This is a genomic window from Enterobacter cloacae complex sp. ESBL7, from assembly GCF_041679625.1.
Taxonomy (GTDB): domain Bacteria; phylum Pseudomonadota; class Gammaproteobacteria; order Enterobacterales; family Enterobacteriaceae; genus Enterobacter; species Enterobacter asburiae_B.
On record NZ_JBGORN010000006.1, the window covers coordinates 113677 to 133221 of the forward strand.

Annotated in this window: 19 protein-coding genes; 12 read left to right on the forward strand and 7 right to left on the reverse strand. The window is 60.2% G+C overall.

Annotation, left to right across the window (positions count from 1 at the left end):
• Positions 1-3 precede the first annotated feature (3 nt).
• From hycE to hycA, 5 genes are all read right to left on the reverse strand, one after another.
• Entirely contained in the window at positions 4-1713 is a 1710-nt protein-coding gene (gene hycE / locus ACERY3_RS18775) for a formate hydrogenlyase subunit HycE (protein ID WP_047059952.1), read from the reverse strand.
• Between the two features lie 15 nt (positions 1714-1728).
• Positions 1729-2652 carry a respiratory chain complex I subunit 1 family protein gene (locus ACERY3_RS18780; RefSeq protein ID WP_373226239.1) on the reverse strand — a complete coding sequence of 308 codons (924 nt, stop codon included), beginning with the start codon at positions 2650-2652 and terminating at the stop codon, positions 1729-1731.
• 1 nt (position 2653) lies between these two features.
• Positions 2654-4468 (reverse strand): formate hydrogenlyase subunit 3, encoded by a 1815-nt coding sequence (hycC, locus tag ACERY3_RS18785; protein ID WP_373226240.1) that lies wholly within the window; start codon positions 4466-4468, stop codon positions 2654-2656.
• Complete coding sequence (locus ACERY3_RS18790) at positions 4465-5073, reverse strand: 4Fe-4S dicluster domain-containing protein (RefSeq protein ID WP_023308971.1); 609 nt, start codon at positions 5071-5073, stop codon at positions 4465-4467. The genes hycC and ACERY3_RS18790 overlap by 4 nt, the downstream gene beginning before the upstream one ends.
• A 70-nt stretch (positions 5074-5143) precedes the next feature.
• Complete coding sequence (gene hycA, locus ACERY3_RS18795; RefSeq protein ID WP_023333209.1) at positions 5144-5608, reverse strand: formate hydrogenlyase regulator HycA; 465 nt, start codon at positions 5606-5608, stop codon at positions 5144-5146.
• Between the two features lie 211 nt (positions 5609-5819).
• Here hycA and hypA point away from each other — a divergent pair, with 211 nt between their 5' ends.
• The 10 genes from hypA (at position 5820) to ACERY3_RS18845 (ending at position 15752) form a co-directional block, all read left to right on the forward strand.
• Positions 5820-6170: a hydrogenase maturation nickel metallochaperone HypA gene (hypA, locus tag ACERY3_RS18800; protein ID WP_047059961.1), complete on the forward strand. Its 351-nt coding sequence runs from the start codon at positions 5820-5822 to the stop codon at positions 6168-6170.
• Positions 6171-6173: 3 nt separating this feature from the next.
• Positions 6174-7037: a hydrogenase nickel incorporation protein HypB gene (hypB, locus tag ACERY3_RS18805; protein WP_193139887.1), complete on the forward strand. Its 864-nt coding sequence runs from the start codon at positions 6174-6176 to the stop codon at positions 7035-7037.
• Positions 7028-7300 (forward strand): HypC/HybG/HupF family hydrogenase formation chaperone, encoded by a 273-nt coding sequence (locus ACERY3_RS18810; protein ID WP_023308975.1) that lies wholly within the window; start codon positions 7028-7030, stop codon positions 7298-7300. The genes hypB and ACERY3_RS18810 overlap by 10 nt, the downstream gene beginning before the upstream one ends.
• A gap of 2 nt (positions 7301-7302) precedes the next feature.
• Positions 7303-8424 carry a hydrogenase formation protein HypD gene (gene hypD, locus ACERY3_RS18815; protein WP_167818888.1) on the forward strand — a complete coding sequence of 374 codons (1122 nt, stop codon included), beginning with the start codon at positions 7303-7305 and terminating at the stop codon, positions 8422-8424.
• The gene (gene hypE / locus ACERY3_RS18820; protein WP_193139890.1) at positions 8421-9431 is read left to right on the forward strand and encodes a hydrogenase expression/formation protein HypE; all 1011 of its coding nucleotides are present in this window, start codon (positions 8421-8423) and stop codon (positions 9429-9431) included. Before hypD ends, hypE begins: the two co-directional genes overlap by 4 nt.
• 61 nt (positions 9432-9492) lie before the next feature.
• Positions 9493-11565 carry a formate hydrogenlyase transcriptional activator FlhA gene (gene flhA, locus ACERY3_RS18825; RefSeq protein ID WP_373226241.1) on the forward strand — a complete coding sequence of 691 codons (2073 nt, stop codon included), beginning with the start codon at positions 9493-9495 and terminating at the stop codon, positions 11563-11565.
• Between the two features lie 153 nt (positions 11566-11718).
• Entirely contained in the window at positions 11719-12717 is a 999-nt protein-coding gene (locus ACERY3_RS18830) for an ABC transporter substrate-binding protein (protein ID WP_337038032.1), read from the forward strand.
• On the forward strand, positions 12717-13754 hold the full coding sequence (locus tag ACERY3_RS18835; protein WP_373226242.1) for a FecCD family ABC transporter permease: 1038 nt from the start codon (positions 12717-12719) through the stop codon (positions 13752-13754). Before ACERY3_RS18830 ends, ACERY3_RS18835 begins: the two co-directional genes overlap by 1 nt.
• The gene (locus tag ACERY3_RS18840) at positions 13754-14515 is read left to right on the forward strand and encodes an ABC transporter ATP-binding protein (RefSeq protein WP_058841079.1); all 762 of its coding nucleotides are present in this window, start codon (positions 13754-13756) and stop codon (positions 14513-14515) included. Before ACERY3_RS18835 ends, ACERY3_RS18840 begins: the two co-directional genes overlap by 1 nt.
• A 16-nt stretch (positions 14516-14531) precedes the next feature.
• Positions 14532-15752, forward strand: a complete 1221-nt coding sequence (locus ACERY3_RS18845; protein ID WP_058841078.1) for an MFS transporter — start codon at positions 14532-14534, stop codon at positions 15750-15752.
• Positions 15753-15757: 5 nt separating this feature from the next.
• On the opposite strand, the gene ACERY3_RS18850 is transcribed toward ACERY3_RS18845, so the two are convergent.
• Entirely contained in the window at positions 15758-16102 is a 345-nt protein-coding gene (locus tag ACERY3_RS18850) for a nitrous oxide-stimulated promoter family protein (RefSeq protein WP_029739543.1), read from the reverse strand.
• Positions 16103-16276: 174 nt separating this feature from the next.
• On the opposite strand from ACERY3_RS18850, the gene ACERY3_RS18855 reads away from it, so the two are divergent.
• Entirely contained in the window at positions 16277-16507 is a 231-nt protein-coding gene (locus ACERY3_RS18855) for a SymE family type I addiction module toxin (RefSeq protein WP_023333217.1), read from the forward strand.
• Positions 16508-16620: 113 nt separating this feature from the next.
• Positions 16621-19182 (forward strand): DNA mismatch repair protein MutS, encoded by a 2562-nt coding sequence (gene mutS / locus ACERY3_RS18860; protein ID WP_058841077.1) that lies wholly within the window; start codon positions 16621-16623, stop codon positions 19180-19182.
• 138 nt (positions 19183-19320) lie between these two features.
• Here the strand turns inward: mutS and ACERY3_RS18865 are convergent, their stop codons facing one another.
• On the reverse strand, positions 19321-19542 hold the full coding sequence (locus tag ACERY3_RS18865; protein ID WP_373226243.1) for a non-oxidative hydroxyarylic acid decarboxylases subunit D: 222 nt from the start codon (positions 19540-19542) through the stop codon (positions 19321-19323).
• Between the last annotated feature and the right edge of the window lie 3 nt (positions 19543-19545).

Below are 19545 nucleotides of genomic sequence, written 5' to 3' on the forward strand. Positions count from 1 at the left end.
TCCTTATTTCAGCGGCGAGTTTTTACGCTCGATGCTGTAGCGCTCAAGCTCTTTGTACGGCACCACCTGGCTTTTCTTCTTGCGCACGTCGACCACGGTCATGCGGTCGGTGCAGGAGTAGCACGGGTCCAGACTGCCGATGATCAGCGGCGCGTCGGAAACCGTGTTGCCGCGCAGCATATAGCGCAGGGTTGGCCAGTTGGCGTAGGTGGCCGCGCGGCAGCGCCAGCGGTAGAGCTTCTGGTTGTCGCCGGTCATGCTCCAGTGGATGTCGTCCCCGCGCGGCGCTTCGGCAAAGCCGAGGGCAAAGCGGTTCGGAATGTAGGTAAAGCCCTCCACCATCAGCGGGCCGCCCGGCAGGTTATCGAGGCCGTAGTCGATCATGTTCAGGGCGGTGAACACCTCGTTGATGCGCACCTTGAGGCGCGAGATGACGTCGCAGCCCTGCTCGCTGTGCACGGTCATCGGCAGCAGGCCGTAGCCGACGAACGGGTGATCGGCACGCGTGTCGCGGGCGTGGCCGCTGGCGCGCACCATCGGGCCGACGTTGCTGAAGTCGCGGGCGATTTCCGGGTCAAGGCGGCCGATGCCGACGGTGCGCTGCTCGATGTTGGGCGTGCTGAGCAGCATGTCCACCAGCTCCTGCACGTCGCGGCGCATCTGCTGCGCCAGCTGGCGGGTCTGGATCATGTCGTCCTTCAGCAGGTCGCGGCGGATCCCGCCGATCAGGTTCAGGCCGTAGGTTTTACGCGCCCCGGTGAGGATCTCCGCCATCTTCATCGACGCTTCACGCACGCGGAAGAACTGCATAAACCCGGAGTCAAAGCCGACGAAGTGGCAGGCCAGGCCGAGGTTCAGCAGGTGCGAGTGCAGGCGCTCCACCTCCAGCAGAATGGCGCGGATCATCTGCGCGCGCTCCGGCACCACGATCCCCATGCCGTTCTCCACCGAGGTGGTGTAGGCGGTGCTGTGGGCGAAGCCGCAGATGCCGCACACGCGGTCAGAGAGGAACGTCACCTCGTTGTAGCCCATGCGGGTTTCCGCCAGCTTTTCCATGCCGCGGTGGACGTAGAACAGGCGGTAGTCGGCGTCGATGATGTTCTCGCCGTCGACGAACAGGCGGAAGTGGCCCGGTTCGTCAGAGGTGACGTGCAGCGGCCCGATCGGCACCACGTTGTTCTTCTTGCTGCCCAGCTCGTTGATAAACTCGTAGGTTTCGCTATCGGTGGTCGGCGCCGGGCGCTGGCGGTAGTCCATGCTGTCTTTGCGCAGCGGATAGAGTTCGTCCGGCCAGTCGTCCGGCAGCACCAGGCGGCGCTCGTCCGGCAGGCCGACCGGCACCAGGCCGTACATGTCACGCACTTCGCGCTCGCCCCAGACGGCGGCGGGCACGCGCGGCGTGACGGACGGGTATTCCGGCTTAGCCGGGTCGACTTCGACGCGCACGGTGAGCCAGCACTTTTCGCCCTGCTCCATCGACATCACGTAATACACCGCATAGTTGCCGCACAGCTGGCGCTCGTCGTTGCCGAACAGCACCGACAGCCAGCCGCCCTGCTGGTAGTACAGAAACTCCACCACTTCCGGCAGATAGTTCACCTTAATGGTGACGGTTACCTGGTCTTTGGTTTGCCAGGACTCCTCCAGCACCACGCCGGGGAAAGCCTGATGCAACGCGGCGAGATACTGCTGACCTTTCTTTTCTTCAGACATAAATACTCTCTTTAATCACGCCACCAGCAAGGAGACGAACGCTAAAAATGCAAAACCAAAACCGGCCCAGGTGATGCGCGACGTTTCCACAAAACGCAGGCGCGCCATGCTGTTTTCAAACAGGGCAATCACCAGCACGCCGACCAGCAGCTTGAGGGCGGCAACCACGACGGTCAGCACCAGACCGCCTGCGGAGAAGTGCGTCATCTGCCCCCACGGGAAGAAGACGCCGACAAACATCTGCAGCACCACCAGCTGTTTGAGGCTGATGCCCCACTTCAGCACCGCGAAGCCGTAGCCGCTGTACTCGGTAAGCGGCCCCTCCTGCAGCTCCTGCTCGGCTTCCGCGAGGTCAAACGGCAGTTTGCCCATCTCAATAAACGTGGCGAACGCGCAGGCGCACAGCGCCAGCACCAGCGGGATCGAGCGCGCCACCGGCCAGTGGTAAACGGTGTGGGTGATAAAGCTGATGTGGGTGGAGCCCGCGACCTGCGCGGCGACCCACAGCCCCAGCAGCAGGATCGGCTCCACCAGCACGCCGAGCATCGCCTCGCGGCTGGCACCGATGCCGGTAAACGGGCTCCCGGTGTCCAGGCCCGCAATCGCAAAGAAGAAGCGGGCGATGGCGAAGAGGTAGATAAGCGTGATCAGATCGCCGAGCACGGGCAGCGGCGACGCCACCGTCACCACCGGCAGCGCGGTGGCGATGGTCAGCATGACGCCCACCATCACAAACGGCGTCAGGCGGAAAACCCAGCCTGCGGCATCCGGCGCGACGCTCTGACGGGAGAGCAGTTTAAAGAGATCGCGGTACTCCTGGAGCACCCCGGGCCCGCGACGGTTGTGCATCCGGGCGCGCGCCACGCGCGTGATGCCCGACAGCAGCGGCGCAGCGGCGAACAGCACCAGCGCCTGAAGAATGGCCAGTAACAAACTCATGTCAGGCTCCTCGTGAAATCACAATGACCACCAGCACCGCCAGCTCGATGACCGCCAGACGGCGGAACAATACGGGCGCGGCGGCACTCTGCCAGCCGGGTACCCAGCCCACCGGGTTCAGCCAGTGGCGCAGCTTCAGCACGGCGGCGAAGTTCTCCTTCACCGGCATGGCGAAACCGTGGGCGGTGATGACCATCGACTGTTCGTGTTCGTAGCCGCAGGCCCACGCCGCACCGCGCGAGCGGGAGGCGAGCCGGTCGCGTTTGAAGAACAGCATCAGGACGAGCGGCAGCAGCGGTGCGCCAATCAGCAGCAGCGCGATCATGGGCTGAGAGACGGTGGTATTCGCCACGGTCAGCGGCAGCGGAATGGCGTTGCCCAGCAGCGGCAGCAGCCACGGCGCGGCGACGCCCCCCGCGATACAGCACAGCGCCAGCGCGACCACGCTGATGCCCATCAACAAGGGTGCGCAGCAGGCGTTTTCCGCTTCGCGGGTGCGCGGCGCGCCGAGGAAGGTCACGCCGTAGACTTTCGCCATGCACATCACCGCCAGCGCCCCGGTAATCGCCAGCCCGACCGCCAGCAGCGGGCCGAGCAGGCGTGCGATAAATGCGTCGCTCTGGCCGAGCGCGAAGAAGGACTGATAGATCACCCACTCCCCGGCAAAGCCGTTCAGCGGCGGCAGCGCGGCCATTGCCATCAGCCCGACCAGCATCGCCAGCGAAATCACCGGCATCTTTTTGCCAATCCCGCCCAGCTTTTCGATATCCCGATGACCGGTGCGGAACCAGACGCTGCCCGCGCCGAGGAACAGGGTGCTTTTAAACAGGCTGTGGTTGACGAGGTGATACAGACCGCCGATAAACCCGGCGGCAATCAGCGCCGGATGATTGAGCGCCAGCCCGGTCACGCCCGCGCCCATTCCGAGCAGGATAATGCCGATATTTTCCAGGGTGTGGTACGCCAGCAGGCGCTGGATATTGTGCTCCATCAGCGCGTACAGGCCGCCGACGAACGCGGTAATCATTCCGGCGACCAGCAGCACGACGCCCCACCACAGCGGCGGCTGTCCGCCGGTCAGCGTAATCGCCAGAATCCCGAACAGACCCACTTTCATCACCACCGCAGAAAACAGCGCAGCGGCGGGCGCGGAGGCATTCGCATGCGCCTGCGGCACCCAGCCGTGCAGCGGGATGATGCCGGCGAGCAGGCCAAAGCCGATCACGCCCAGCAGCCAGACGTCGTTCCCCAGCGGATGGCCGTTGAGCGCAGCGAAGTCCAGCGTGCCGAAGCGGTGCCACACCAGCCAGCAGGCCAGCGCCAGCAGCAGCGTCCCGAGGCGTCCCAGCGCAAACCACAGCTTGCCGGAGGCGCTGCAGCCGGTCAGGAACACGCCGCACAGCGCCATGATTTCCGCCATCACCACCAGCGCGCCGAGGTTGCTGGCGATAACGGTGCAGACCGCCGCCGCCATCAGCAGGTTAACCAGCAGGCCGTTAGCCCTGGCGTGCGGATGGCGGTGCCAGTCGATATTGAACAGGCTGATAAACAGCCCGCACAGGCCAAACGTCACCAGCCAGATGGCGTTCAGGGGCGTGATCTCAACCGTGTGGCGAATCAGCGGCATCACGGCCTCTGCGGACTGGCCGCCGAGCAGGACAACGCCGCCTGCCGCCAGCGTCATCAGGCTAGCGGCTGCCCCGCCGATCCCGGCGATCGCGCCACTGAGGGCTTTATGGAATGAGAAAATCAGCGCCAGAACAGCGGCGCCAGCAAAACAGGCTACCGCGCTGGTAATCATTATCGCCGCGTTCATTTCGCCCCCTCGTTAAGCGCCTGTAGCAGAGAAAGGTCGCCAAAATCACTGTTGATGGTCAGCTCGCGTTTACGCTTGCTGGTACGGGCGATGTCGCGAATGTTAACCAGAATCAACGCCTTAGTCGGGCAGGTGCGCACGCAGGCCGGGCCCTGTTCATCGAAGCTGCACAGGTCGCATTTCACCGCAACGGCACGGATGCCGGGCACCCAGTCCAGCAGCGTGCTTACGCGTGCCGGAGCCGGTGGCGCGGGCGGGGCTTTTGGCGAGTTGGCGTTCGCCGGAATATGCAGCGGACGGCTGCCGGAAAATTCAATCGCGCCGAACGGGCAGGCAATGCCGCACAGCTTGCAGCTTACGCACAGGCTTTCGTTCAGCTGGACAGCGCCATCCACGCGGGTGATGGCATTCACAGGGCAGACGCCCGCGCAGGGGGCGTCTTCACAGTGATGGCAGAGCTGCGGGGCAGACTCTTTTTCATTACGCATGACGTGCAGGCGCGGCATGGACTGCAGCCCATGCAGGCGATGCGTTTCCGAGCACGCCGCCTCACAGGTTCGACAGCCAATACAGACCGTCGAGTCAGCAATTACAAAACGGTTCACCGGGTTATCCTCTGGTGATAGTCATTTTTGACGAAAAACTGTCTTGTCGACACTTCTCGACACGCAGGAGTCAGGCCACGTTCGCTGAGGCGTTTCCGTCCATCAGCTGCTTCAGGTTGACCGGAAGATCGTGTTCAACGGCGGCGTACAGGCCGTTATAGACCGGCGCGATTTTTTCCAGATAGTGCTCCAGCACCTGCTGGCGATCGCGGTTGCTGACGTGGCCGTCCACCATGCCATCGGCCATCAGCTGCGCCTTCGCAATACACTGTTTTTCGCCGTCTTTTGTCTCGAGGTGGTACTCAATGGTGTGGCTGTTGAAGTTATCCGCCAGGGTAACGTTGATGATGAAATGGCCGAACAGGACGAAGCGCATGTCGCCCTGCGCCGCACAGCTCATCGCGTGGTGAAGACGCGCTTTCGAGAGGGTTATGCCCTGAACCAGAGAGTTGCAGTAGAGGTGCCACTGGTCCTGCAGCTGCTGATGACGCTGCGCGATGTAATCCGCTTTTTCGCTGATTTCCCAAATAGTCATAGAAGGTATCCGTTTAGTGGAGATAGCGGCTGTTAAGCAGATTCCATGCCAGTTTTTATCCTAATGATTTTAAATGGGTTTAATTGCAAAACTGCTGTCAACGCCGCGGTGTCGACGTGTCATTTCGACAGCGTTGACATCGTCACGCCTTAACAAAAATCAAGCTGGCAGCGTTATTGCATTCAATGGCGCAATTCATTGAGGAGGCGTCATGCACGAAATCACCCTCTGCCAGCGGGCCCTGGAGCTTATCGAACAGCAGGCAGTGCAAAACCACGCGAAACGCGTCACCGGCGTCTGGCTGAAGGTCGGGGCGTTTTCCTGCGTCGAGCCCAGCGCCCTGCATTTCTGTTTTGAGCTGGTGTGTCGCGGCACGCTGGCGGAAGGCTGCGAGCTCCATATCGAAGAGCAGCAGGCGGAGTGCTGGTGCGAGCAGTGCCAGCAGTACGTCACCCTGCTGTCATCAAAGGTTCAGCGCTGTCCGCAGTGTCAGAGCACCGGTCTTCGCATCGTGGCGGACGACGGCATGCAGATCCAACGCCTCGAAATCGAGAAGGAGTAAAGTATGTGTAGCACCTGCGGTTGCGCCGAAGGCAACCTGTATATAGAAGGGGATGAACACCGTCCCCATTCCGCGTTTCGCTCCGCGCCCTTTTCGCCTGCCCCGCGGCCTGCTGCGGCTTTAACCGGTATCACCTTCGCCCCGCAGCGCTCCGCTGCGGGCGATCTGCACTACGGCCACGGCGAAGCGGGTACCCACGCGCCGGGCATCAGCCAGCGCCAGATGCTGGAAGTGGAAATCAACGTGCTGGACAAAAATAACCAGATCGCCGCCCGCAACCGCGCGCGCTTTGCCACCCGCAAACAGCTGGTGCTGAACCTGGTCTCCAGCCCCGGCTCCGGCAAAACCACGCTGTTAACGGAAACGCTCAAACGCCTGAACGGGCGCGTCTCCTGCGCGGTGATTGAAGGCGACCAGCAAACCGTTAACGACGCGGCGCGCATTCGCGAAACCGGCACCCCGGCGATTCAGGTCAATACCGGCAAAGGCTGCCACCTGGATGCGCAGATGATTGCCGACGCCGCCCCGCGTCTGCCGCTGGCGCATAACGGCATTCTGTTTATTGAAAACGTCGGCAATCTGGTCTGCCCGGCAAGCTTCGATCTGGGCGAACGCCACAAGGTGGCGGTGCTTTCGGTGACCGAAGGCGAAGACAAGCCGCTGAAGTACCCGCATATGTTTGCCGCCGCGTCCATCATGCTGCTGAACAAGGTCGACCTGCTGCCGTACCTGAACTTCGACGTGGATAAGTGCCTGTCCTGCGCCCGGGAAGTGAATCCGGAGATTGAGATCCTGCTGGTCTCCGCCACGCGCGGCGACGGCATGGACGCCTGGCTGAACTGGCTGGAGAGTGAACGATGTGCATAGGCGTACCGGGACAAATCCATTCCATTGACGGGAACCAGGCCAAAGTGGAGGTCTGCGGCATCCTGCGCGACGTGGACCTGACGCTGGTGGGCAGCAGCGATGAAACGGGCGCATCGCGTCTCGGCCAGTGGGTGCTCGTCCACGTGGGGTTTGCCATGAGCGTGATTAACGAAGCGGAAGCCCGCGACACGCTGGATGCCCTGCAAAACATGTTCGACGTGGAGCCTGACGTGGGCGCGCTGCTGTACGGCGAGGAGCGTTAGCCATGCGTTACGTTGATGAATACCGCGCGCCCGAGCAGGTGCTGCAGCTTATCGGGCACCTGAAAACGCGCGCGGCGCTGCTGGACTACACCAAAGAGAGACCGCTGCGGATCATGGAGGTGTGCGGCGGACACACGCACGCCATCTTCAAATTTGGCCTCGACCAGCTGCTGCCAGAGAACATCGAGTTTATCCACGGCCCCGGCTGCCCGGTGTGCGTGCTGCCGATGGGGCGCATCGACAGCTGTATCGAAATTGCCAGCCAGCCCGACGTCATTTTCTGCACCTTTGGCGACGCGATGCGCGTGCCGGGGAAAAACGGCTCGCTGCTGCAGGCGAAAGCGCGCGGGGCCGACATCCGGATCGTCTATTCGCCGATGGATGCCCTGACGCTGGCGGAGGACAACCCCGCGCGCAAGGTGGTGTTTTTTGGTCTGGGGTTTGAAACCACCATGCCCGCCACCGCCATCACGCTGCAGCAGGCGAAAGCGCGCGGCGTCGGGAATTTTTTCTTCTTCTGCCAGCACATTACGCTCATTCCCACGCTGCGCAGCCTGCTGGAAGAGCCGGGAAACGGCATTGACGCCTTTCTGGCACCGGGGCATGTCAGCATGGTAATTGGCACAGACGCCTACGGTTTTATCGCTGAACAGTACAATCGTCCGTTAGTGGTCGCTGGTTTCGAACCACTTGATCTACTGCAAGGTGTCACCATGCTGGTTGAGCAGAAAATAGCGGCCCTGAGTGCAGTGGAAAACCAGTACCGCCGCGTGGTACCGGATGCGGGAAATGAGCGGGCGCAGCAGGCGATAGCTGACGTGTTCAGCGTTGAGGGCGACAGCGAATGGCGTGGTCTGGGGCTGATTGCCGAATCCGGCGTGCGCCTGACGCCAGCCTATCGCGCGTTCGACGCCGAAGCGCATTTCCGCCCGCAGCCGCAGCAGGTTTGCGACGATCCCCGGGCCCGCTGCGGCGACGTGCTCACCGGTAAATGCAAACCGCATCAATGCCCGTTATTTGGCAATACCTGTAACCCGCAAACGGCGTTTGGCGCGCTGATGGTCTCCTCCGAAGGGGCGTGTGCCGCGTGGTATCAGTATCGCAACCAGGAGAGTGAAGCATGAATACGGTTGAAATGGCGCACGGCAGCGGCGGACAGGCGATGCAGCAGCTGATTAACCGGCTGTTTATGGAAGCCTTCAACAACCCCTGGCTCGCCGAACAGGAAGACCAGGCGCGCATTGACCTTGCAACCCTCACCGCGCAGGGCGACAGGCTGGCGTTCTCCACCGACAGCTACGTGATCGATCCGCTGTTCTTCCCCGGCGGCGATATCGGCAAGCTCGCCGTCTGCGGCACGGCCAACGACGTGGCGGTCAGCGGCGCCATTCCGCGCTACCTCTCCTGCGGGTTTATCCTCGAAGAGGGGTTACCGATGGAGACGCTCACGGCAGTGGTCAACAGCATGGCGCACACCGCGCGCGAGGCGGGGATAGCTATCGTCACCGGCGATACCAAAGTGGTGCAGCGCGGCGCGGCCGACAAGCTGTTTATCAACACCGCCGGCATGGGGGCGATCCCCGCCGATATTCACTGGGCGGCACAGCATCTTAGCGTGGGCGACGTGCTGATCGTGACCGGAACGCTGGGCTGCCACGGGGCGACCATCCTAAACCTGCGCGAAGGTCTGGGGCTGGACGGGGAACTGCGCAGCGACTGCGCGGTGCTCACCCCGCTGATCCAGACGCTGAGGGGTATTCCCGGCGTGAAAGCCCTGCGGGACGCGACGCGAGGCGGCGTGAACGCCGTGGTCCACGAATTTGCAGCAAGCTGCGGGTACGGGATTGAACTCACCGAGCGCAGCCTGCCCGTGAAGCCTGCCGTTCGCGGCCTTTGCGAACTGCTGGGCCTTGACCCGCTTAACTTCGCCAACGAAGGCAAACTGGTGATTGGCGTTGAACGCGCGGCCGCGGAAGCCGTTCTTGAACAGCTGCGGGCTCATCCGTCAGGAAAAGAGGCGGCGATGATTGGTGAAGTGGTTGAGCGCAAAGGGGTGCGCCTGGCCGGGCTATATGGCGTTAAACGGACGCTGGATCTGCCGCACGCGGAACCCTTACCCCGTATTTGCTAGAACCGCGCCAAAAGCGGTCAGCACTGAATCTCTTTTTTGCCAGTTTCTATTGGAAAGCAATATGCCGTATACACCGATGAGCGATCTTGGACAGCAGGGCCTGTTTGACATCACGCGCACACTTTTACAGCAGCCCGATCTCGGCGCGCTGAGCGATGCCCTGACGCGGCTGGTCAGGCAATCGGCGCTGGCGGACAGCGCCGCGATTGTGCTCTGGCATAGCGGAACGCAGCGCGCGAGCTACTACTCGACGCGTGATAATGGCAAAACGTTTGAATACGAAGACGAAACGTATCTTGCGCACGGCCCGGTGCGCCGCATACTCTCCCGGCCTGAAGTGCTGCACTGCAACTTTGCGGAATTCCGCCAGGCGTGGCCGAAGCTGGTGGAAAGCGACCTCTATCAGCCTTTCGGGCATTACTGCATGCTGCCGCTGGCGGCTGAGGGCCAGATTTTTGGCGGCTGCGAGTTTATCCGCACGACCGACCAGCCCTGGAGCGAGGCGGAATACGAGCGCCTGCACACCTTTACCCAGATTGTGGCCGTCGTCGCGGAGCAGATCCAAAGCCGCGTCACCAATAACGTCGATTACGACCTGCTGAGCCGCGAGCGCGACAACTTCCGCATTCTGGTCGCCATCACCAACGCCGTGCTCTCCCGCCTGGACATGGACGAGCTGGTCAGCGAAGTTTCGAAAGAGATCCACCACTATTTCAAAATCGACGCCATCAGCATTGCGCTGCGCGGGCATCGCAAGGGCAAGCTGAATATCTACTCCACGCACTATCTCGATGAAGCCAACCCGGCGCACGAGCAGAGCGAGGTGGACGAAGCGGGCACCCTTTCCGAGCGGGTCTTCAAGAGCAAAGAGATCCTCCTGCTCAACCTGAACGAGCAGGACCCGGTCGCGCCGTACGAGCGGATGCTGTTTAACACCTGGGGCAATAAAATTCAGACCCTGTGCCTGCTGCCGCTGATGTCCGGCAACACCATGCTGGGCGTGCTGAAGCTGGCGCAGTGCGAGGAAGGCGTGTTCACCACCGCCAACCTGAAGCTGCTGCGCCAGATTGCCGAGCGTATTTCCATCGCGCTGGATAACGCCCTCGCCTATCAGGAAATTCATCGTCTGAAAGAGCGGCTGGTGGATGAGAACCTGGCCCTGACCGAACAACTCAACAACGTGGACAGCGAGTTTGGTGAAATCATCGGGCGCAGCGACGCCATGTACAGCGTGCTTAAGCAGGTTGAGATGGTGGCGCAAAGCGACAGCACGGTGCTGATTCTGGGCGAAACCGGCACGGGCAAAGAGCTGATAGCCCGCGCCATCCACAACCTGAGCAACCGCAACAGCCGACGGATGGTGAAGATGAACTGCGCCGCAATGCCTGCGGGACTGCTGGAAAGCGATCTGTTCGGCCACGAGCGCGGTGCATTCACCGGGGCCAGCAGCCAGCGGCTGGGCCGTTTTGAGCTGGCGGACAAAAGCTCGCTGTTCCTCGACGAAGTGGGCGATATGCCGCTGGAGCTACAGCCGAAACTGCTGCGCGTCCTGCAGGAGCAGGAGTTTGAGCGCCTGGGCAGCAACAAGCTTATCCAGACCGACGTGCGGCTGATTGCGGCCACCAACCGTGACCTGAAAAAAATGGTCGCCGACCACGAGTTTCGCAGCGATCTTTACTATCGTCTGAACGTCTTCCCGATCTTCCTGCCGCCGCTGCGCGAGCGCCCGGAAGATATCCCCCTGCTGGTCAAAGCCTTTACCGCGAAGATCGCGCGCCGGATGGGGCGCAACATCGACAGTATTCCTGCCGAGACGTTGCGCACTCTTTCATCGATGGAATGGCCCGGCAACGTGCGCGAGCTGGAAAACGTCATCGAACGCGCGGTGCTGCTGACGCGCGGTAACGTGCTGCAACTCTCCCTGCCTGAGGTTACGCTTCCTGACGCGACCGCGCCCGCCGCCGAGACCGCAAAAGAGGGAGAAGATGAATATCAGCTCATTATGCGCGTGCTGAAAGAGACCAACGGCGTGGTCGCCGGGCCAAAAGGTGCCGCCCAGCGACTGGGGTTAAAACGCACCACCCTGCTGTCACGCATGAAGCGTCTCGGGATTGATAAAGAGAGCCTCATTTAAAATCTTATTCTGGCGGTGTTTTTCTGACACCGCCTTTTGTTCCCCAGCGTAATTGTCCCTCATTGACACAAAATCGTTTCCTCTGTATAAAATTCCGCCTTAATAATGAGTTTCATTTGCATCAATAATAATTTTAATGAAGGGTAGCGTTTCATGAAAAAGGTCATCTGCGCGTTAGGCCTGGCGATTGCGTCGGTCGGTTCTGCTCTGGCAACCACCTATCCCCTGACGATTGAAAACTGTGGCTACAAAGAGACGTTCGCCAAAGCGCCGGAACGCGTCGTGGCCCTGGGCCAGAACACCGTCGAAATTTTGCTCCTGCTGGGCCTGGAAGATAAGGTGAAGGCCAGCGCCTTCTGGCCGACCAAAGTGCTGCCGCAGCTGGCGGAACAGAACGCAAAAATCAAAACCCTGACGGTCGAAATCCCGACCCTTGAATCCGTTCTTGCGCAAAATCCTGACTTTGTCCCCGCGCAGTCCCCGCTGCTGCTGGGGCCTGAAAGTAAGGTCGCAAAACGCGAAGACCTGATGACCCTGGGCGTGAACAGCTACGTGTCGCCGGGCATGTGCGCGACCAAAAAAGCCACAGGCGATATGTACGGCAGCCGCCAGAAGCTGTGGGATATGACGTATCTCTATAAAGAGATTGAGGATTTCGCCAAAATCTTTAACGTTGAAGACCGCGGTCAGGCCGTTATTGCCGATTTCAAAAAACGCGAGGCCGACCTGCGTAAGGAATTCGGCAAGAGTAAAAAAGACCTTTCGTTTGTCTTCTGGTTCTCCAGTTCGTCCCCTTCTGCTGACGCCTACGTCGGCGGTAAAAATAGCCCCTCCGGGTTTATCGCCAGCCTGATGGGCGGCCATAACGCCATTACGTCCGAGACCGAATGGCCAACCGTAGGCTGGGAAAGCATTATTGCCGCCAATCCGGATGTCATTGTGGTGTCCAGCCTGGACCGCAACCGCTGGGCGCTGGATAACGCGGAAGAAAAAATCAAATTCCTGAAGAGCGATCCGGCGGTCAGCCAGCTGGACGCGGTGAAAAAAGGCCATATCGTGGTGATGGACGGCCAGGCGATGAACCCGACGATCCGTACGATTTACGGGGCTGAGCAGGTCGGCGAACAGCTCAGAAAGCTGGGGCTGAACTGATGACAACCGCCGTTCTTCAGGCCCGGCAGAGCCTGGTTCTGACGACCTCGGGTTTGCTCGCCCTGGTACTGTTATTTCTGACGATCGCGCTGAGCGTCAGCGTCGGCGAGCTGTCCATCCCGCTGGATAAGGTGTTTTACGCCATCAGCAATAAAATGGGGCTCACCGAGGTTCCGCTCACCCGCATCTATGAGAGCGTGATCTGGGACTTTCGCCTGAGCCGCGCGCTGGTGGCGGCCTGCTGCGGCGCGGGGCTGGCTATCTGCGGTGCCGTATTGCAGAGCCTGCTGAAGAACGCCCTGGCGGAACCTTACGTGCTCGGCGTGTCGGCAGGTGCCTCAACCGGAGCGGTGTCGGTCATCGTATTGGGGATTGGCACGGGTGCGGTGTCGTTGTCTGCCGGGGCCTTTGCCGGGGCGTTCGCCGCCTTTGCGTTTGTCGCGTTTCTGACGAACGGCGCGCGCGGGGGAAATGAACGTACCATTCTGGCTGGCGTTGCCGCCTCACAGCTGTTCAACGCCATTACGGCCTACACCATCAGCACCTCCGCCAGCGCGCAGCAGGCGCGCGACGTGATGTTCTGGCTGCTGGGCAGCTTCAGCGGCGTTCGCTGGCCTGAATTCCAGCTGGCACTGGTGGTGGTGCTGACTGGATTAGCCGTTTGCCTCTACTATTCCCGGGCGCTGGATGCCTTCACGTTCGGTGATGACGCCGCCGCCTCTTTAGGTATTGCCGTCCCGTGGGTGCGCCTGACGCTCTTTACCACTACCGCGCTGATTACCGCGACGATTGTCAGCATGGCGGGCTCAATCGGCTTTGTCGGGCTGGTGGTCCCGCACGTGATGCGTTTCCTGTTCGGGCCGCTGCACCGCACGCTGCTGATTGCCAGCGCGCTGGCAGGGGCGATCCTGATGGTGCTGGCAGACATTGCCTCGCGCATGCTGATTGCGCCGCAAAGCCTGCCCGTCGGCGTGGTCACCGCGCTGGTTGGCGTGCCTTTCTTTGCCGTGATTATCTACCGTTCAAGGAATAAGTGATGAGTATCTGCGCTGAAAATATTACCTGGAAGGTCGGCAAAAAGGTCATCGTTAACAACGTCTCGCTGAAGGTGTCACGGGGCGAAACGGTAGGGCTGCTTGGCCCTAACGGCTGCGGTAAATCATCGCTTCTGCGCATTCTGGCTGGTCTGCGCCGCCCGGATGCTGGCTGCGTTACCCTGGACGGCCAGGACATCTCCCGCATCGCCAAAAAGCAGCTGGCGCGCCGGGTCGCCTTCGTCGAGCAGCACGGCATGACGGACGCCAACATGCGCGTGCGGGACGTGGTGAAACTCGGGCGTATTCCGCACCACTCCGCTTTTTCCAACTGGAGCAACCACGATGACGAAACCGTCACCGCCGCCCTGCAGCGCGTGGATATGCTGGATAAAAGCGATCAGGGCTGGCTGAGCCTCTCCGGCGGAGAGCGCCAGCGGGTGCATATTGCCCGCGCGCTGGCTCAGACCCCAACGGAAATCCTGCTGGACGAGCCGACCAACCACCTCGACATTCATCATCAGATGCAGCTGATGCAGTTGATCAGCGAATTACCGGTCACCAGCATTGTCGCTATCCACGATCTCAACCACGCCTCGATGTTCTGCGACTCGCTGATTGTGATGCAGAAAGGACAAATTGTGGCGACGGGGACACCGCAGGATATCTTATCCGAGTCTTTGCTGTGGGATGTCTTCCGGGTCAAAACCAAAATTGAGATCTCGCCGTTCCATGGCAAAAAGCACATCCACTTTATCGTTTAGGGGCGAGTGAACGACGATGCCCCTTCGCCCTGCCGCCGCGCTCTGGCCGCCCGTCTTACTGGGTAGCCAGTTTGTTTTCAACATTGGCTTTTACGCCGTCGTTCCCTTCCTGGCGATATTCCTGCGCGACGACATGCTGCTCTCCGGCGGACTGATCGGGCTGATCCTGGGCCTGCGTACCTTCTCGCAACAGGGGATGTTTATCGTTGGCGGTGCGCTCTCGGACCGGTTTGGCGCGAAAGTGATTATCCTGAGCGGCTGTATTGTTCGTGTTTCAGGCTATCTGCTGCTGGCCTTCGGGGAATCCCTGTGGCCGATTATTCTGGGCGCGTGTCTGACGGGCGTTGGCGGCGCATTATTCTCCCCCTCGATTGAGGCACTGCTGGCAAAAGCAGGCACTCAAAGCGAGGCAAAAGGCAAACGCAGCCGCGCGGAGTGGTTTGCGCTCTTTGCCGTCTGCGGAGAGCTCGGCGCGGTACTGGGCCCGGCTGCTGGCGCTCTGCTCACCGGCCTCGGCTTTCGTCAGGTGGCGCTGGCGGGAGCTGGCGTCTTTATCATTGCGCTAGTGGTGCTCTTCTTTTGTCTGCCTGCTGCTGGCCACCGTTCACAGACGCTGAAAATACAGCCCTGGTGGACAACGTTCCGTCAGCCGCGCTTTGTCGCCTTTATCATTGCCTACAGTTCATGGCTGTTAAGCTATAACCAGCTTTATCTGGCGCTGCCGGTGGAAATCCAGCGTTCTGGCGGTAACGAGAAAGATCTCGGCCCGCTTTTTATGCTGGCCTCCGTTCTGATCATCACCTTACAGTTGCCGCTGGCGCGCTTCGCCCGTCGCGTGGGCGCGGTGAGAATTTTGCCGGTGGGATTTTTGCTGCTGTCAGCCGCCTTTGCGAGCGTGGCGACGTTCGCCCCGATGACGCCGCCGGAAGGCTGGCTGCGCTTACTGCCTTCGGTCTGTTTTGTGACGCTGTTGACGCTGGGGCAAATGCTGCTGGTGCCATCGGCTAAAGATCTGATCCCTCGGTTTGCGGAGGAATCCACGCTTGGCGCGCACTACGGCGCACTCGCCACCGCCGGAGGCATTGCAGTACTGGCAGGAAACCTGGTGTTTGGCAGCCTGCTGGACCGCGCGCTGGTGCCCTCAACGCAGGCGATGTATCCCTGGCTACTGCTTGCCCTCTTCCCGCTCTGCAGCGCGCTGGCCCTGAAGGTGATTTGCCGCCCGCTGAGACGCTGAACCGATCACTTTTTCGGACGGTATTTCTCCGGCAGTTCCGGCACGGGACGACGGTCATCCATCAGATGACGAACAGTAAGAATAGGATGACGCCATAACATACGCGGGCCTGCCCAGCGCATAACCTGCTTCATCTCTTCACGTCTGGCAGGCTGGTAGCAGTGTACGGGGCACTGCTTGCAGGCCGGCTTTTCCTCACCGAAAACGCATTTATCCAGGCGCTTATCGGCATACGCGTTGAGCGCCTGATAGTGCCCTTCCTCCTGAGAGGCCTGTGGACACTGCTTTTCATACAACGCGATCATTTTCGCGATGGTCTCTTTTTCTCGTGAGATGCGTTTACCGGACATAGCGGATTACCGAATAATAAAGTGCATCGATAATACACCTTTCAACACTGGATTTCAGCGGTTGCATTTCGTTTCCTGAAGGCTGATTCCAGTTTTAGCCCTGCACCAGCGAACAATCACTGGTATTTTATACAGCATCAGAAATGACCTTTGTCCGTGTTGTCTGGAGACCCTATGCAAGAGCTCACGATCGGCAAACCCTATCGCCATTTGAAAGTGGGATATTTTAGAAAGCGCCATGAAGACCGCAATACCAAGATACCAAAGCGCTACAGCGTGCATGCGGCGCTGAGCTTGAAAGGTGACTGGCTTGAAAAGGCGGGGTTTACGACCCATTCCCGAGTCAGGGTGGGCGTGGAGCATGGAAAAATTGTCATCGAATTAATGGCGGAAGATGCCTCGTAAAGCCACGACATTTTTCTGCGCCGGACCTTTTTTTCATGCGACAATAGAAGGAACAAACGGCCATTAAGCCCATCAAAACGGTTTATTTTCAAAGAAATGGACATCATAACTCCATGAGCACAATCGACAATTTCGACGCACATACGCCGATGATGCAGCAGTATCTGAAGCTGAAAGCACAGCATCCGGAAATCCTGCTGTTTTACCGTATGGGCGATTTTTACGAGCTGTTTTATGACGATGCTAAGCGTGCATCGCAGCTGCTCGACATCTCGCTGACCAAACGTGGCGCATCGGCAGGCGAGCCCATTCCTATGGCAGGTATCCCGCACCACGCGGTAGAAAACTACCTGGCGAAGCTGGTGAATCAGGGCGAGTCCGTTGCCATCTGCGAACAGATCGGCGATCCAGCGACCTCAAAAGGCCCGGTGGAACGCAAAGTCGTGCGCATCGTCACGCCTGGCACCATCAGTGATGAAGCCCTGTTACAGGAGCGCCAGGATAATCTGCTGGCAGCGCTGTGGCAGGACGATAAAGGGTTTGGCTACGCGACGCTGGATATTAGCTCCGGACGTTTTCGTCTGAGTGAACCGGCTGACCGTGAAACGATGGCCGCCGAACTGCAGCGCACCAACCCGGCAGAATTGCTCTATGCCGAAAATTTCGCCGAAATGGCGCTGATTGAAGGTCGTCGCGGGTTGCGCCGTCGTCCGCTGTGGGAATTCGAAATTGATACCGCGCGCCAGCAGCTGAATCTGCAGTTTGGCACCCGCGATCTGATTGGCTTTGGCGTTGAAAACGCACCGCGCGGGCTGTGTGCGGCCGGTTGTCTCCTGCAGTACGTGAAAGATACCCAGCGCACCGCCCTGCCGCATATCCGCTCTATCACCATGGAGCGCCAGCAGGATAGCATCATCATGGATGCCGCCACGCGCCGTAACCTGGAGATCACGCAGAACCTGGCGGGTGGCGGAGAAAATACGCTCGCGTCGGTCCTCGACAGTACGGTAACGCCAATGGGCAGCCGCATGCTGAAACGCTGGCTGCATATGCCGATCCGCGATACCGAGACGCTGGTTTGCCGTCAGCAGACGATTGCCGCGTTGCAGGATCGCTATACCGAGCTGCAGCCGGTTCTGCGCCAGGTGGGCGATCTGGAGCGTATCCTTGCGCGTCTGGCACTGCGAACAGCACGACCACGCGATCTCGCGCGGATGCGTCATGCTTTCCAGCAGCTGCCGGAACTGCGCGCGCAGCTGAGTGACGTTGACAGCGCGCCGGTACAGAAACTCCGCGAAACCATGGGCGAATTTACCGAGCTTCGCGAACTGCTGGAGCGCGCTATTATCGATGCGCCTCCGGTTCTGGTGCGTGATGGCGGCGTGATTGCCCCGGGCTACAACGAGGAGCTGGACGAATGGCGCGCGCTGGCCGACGGTGCGACGGACTACCTCGATAAGCTGGAAATCCGCGAGCGCGAGCGTCTTGGGCTCGACACCCTGAAAGTGGGGTATAACGCGGTACACGGTTACTACATTCAGATTAGCCGCGGGCAGAGCCACCTGGCGCCGATTCACTACGTGCGTCGCCAGACGTTGAAAAACGCCGAACGCTACATCATTCCTGAACTGAAAGAGTACGAAGACAAAGTCCTCACCTCGAAAGGCAAGGCGCTGGCCCTGGAAAAACAGCTGTATGACGAGCTGTTCGACATGCTAATGCCGCACCTGGGCGACCTGCAGCAGAGCGCCAGCGCGCTGGCGGAGCTGGACGTGCTGGTGAATCTGGCAGAACGCGCTGAAACGCTGAACTACACCTGCCCAACCTTTACCGACAAGCCCGGCATTCGCATAACCGAAGGCCGTCACCCGGTGGTAGAACAGGTGCTGAACGAACCGTTCATCGCCAACCCGCTGAGCCTGTCACCGCAGAGAAGAATGTTGATCATTACCGGTCCGAACATGGGCGGTAAGAGTACCTATATGCGTCAGACGGCGCTGATTGCGCTGCTTGCGTATATCGGCAGCTACGTCCCGGCGCAAAACGTGGAGATTGGCCCCATCGACCGTATCTTTACCCGCGTCGGGGCAGCGGACGATCTGGCGAGCGGTCGCTCAACCTTCATGGTCGAGATGACCGAAACGGCAAACATTCTGCATAACGCGACGGAGCACAGCCTGGTGCTGATGGACGAGGTCGGACGCGGAACGTCAACCTACGATGGTCTGTCGCTGGCATGGGCCTGTGCGGAAAGCCTTGCGAATAAAATCAAGGCCATGACGCTGTTTGCCACCCACTATTTCGAACTTACGCAACTGCCGGAGAAAATGGAAGGGGTTGCGAACGTTCATCTGGATGCGCTGGAGCACGGCGATACCATTGCCTTCATGCACACGGTGCAGGATGGCGCGGCGAGCAAGAGCTATGGCCTGGCCGTCGCGGCGCTGGCTGGTGTGCCGAAAGAGGTGATCAAGCGCGCGCGTCAGAAACTGCGTGAACTGGAAAGCCTGTCACCGAATGCGGCGGCGACGCAGATTGATGGTACGCAGATGTCGCTGTTGGTGCCTGCAGAAGAGACGTCGCCTGCGGTGGAAGCGCTGGAGAACCTCGACCCGGATTCACTGACGCCGCGTCAGGCGCTGGAGTGGATTTACAGGTTGAAGAGTCTGGTTTAGTTTTCTGCGGTCTGTTTTGTCGGGTGGCGGCTTCGCCTTACCCGACCTACAAAACCGTAGGCCCGGTAAGCGCAGCGCCACCGGGCAAAAGACCGCACGATGTTATAGCCCGGCAAGCGCAGCGCCACCGGGCTTTTTTTACAGCAGCGGCGGGATCGTCGGCACCTGCGGCGCCTCGTCAATATCCTTCTGCGTCATGCGGAACGCTTCCGGGTAATACTCGTGGCTGGTACGGCGAAGCGGTTCGGTATCGCACCAGGTATACAAACAATGCTGGCACTGGTAAACGGTCCAGACCCCTTTTACCGGCGACGTCGCCATCACTTCAATATGCTCATCGGCACAACGTGGACAAATCATCTT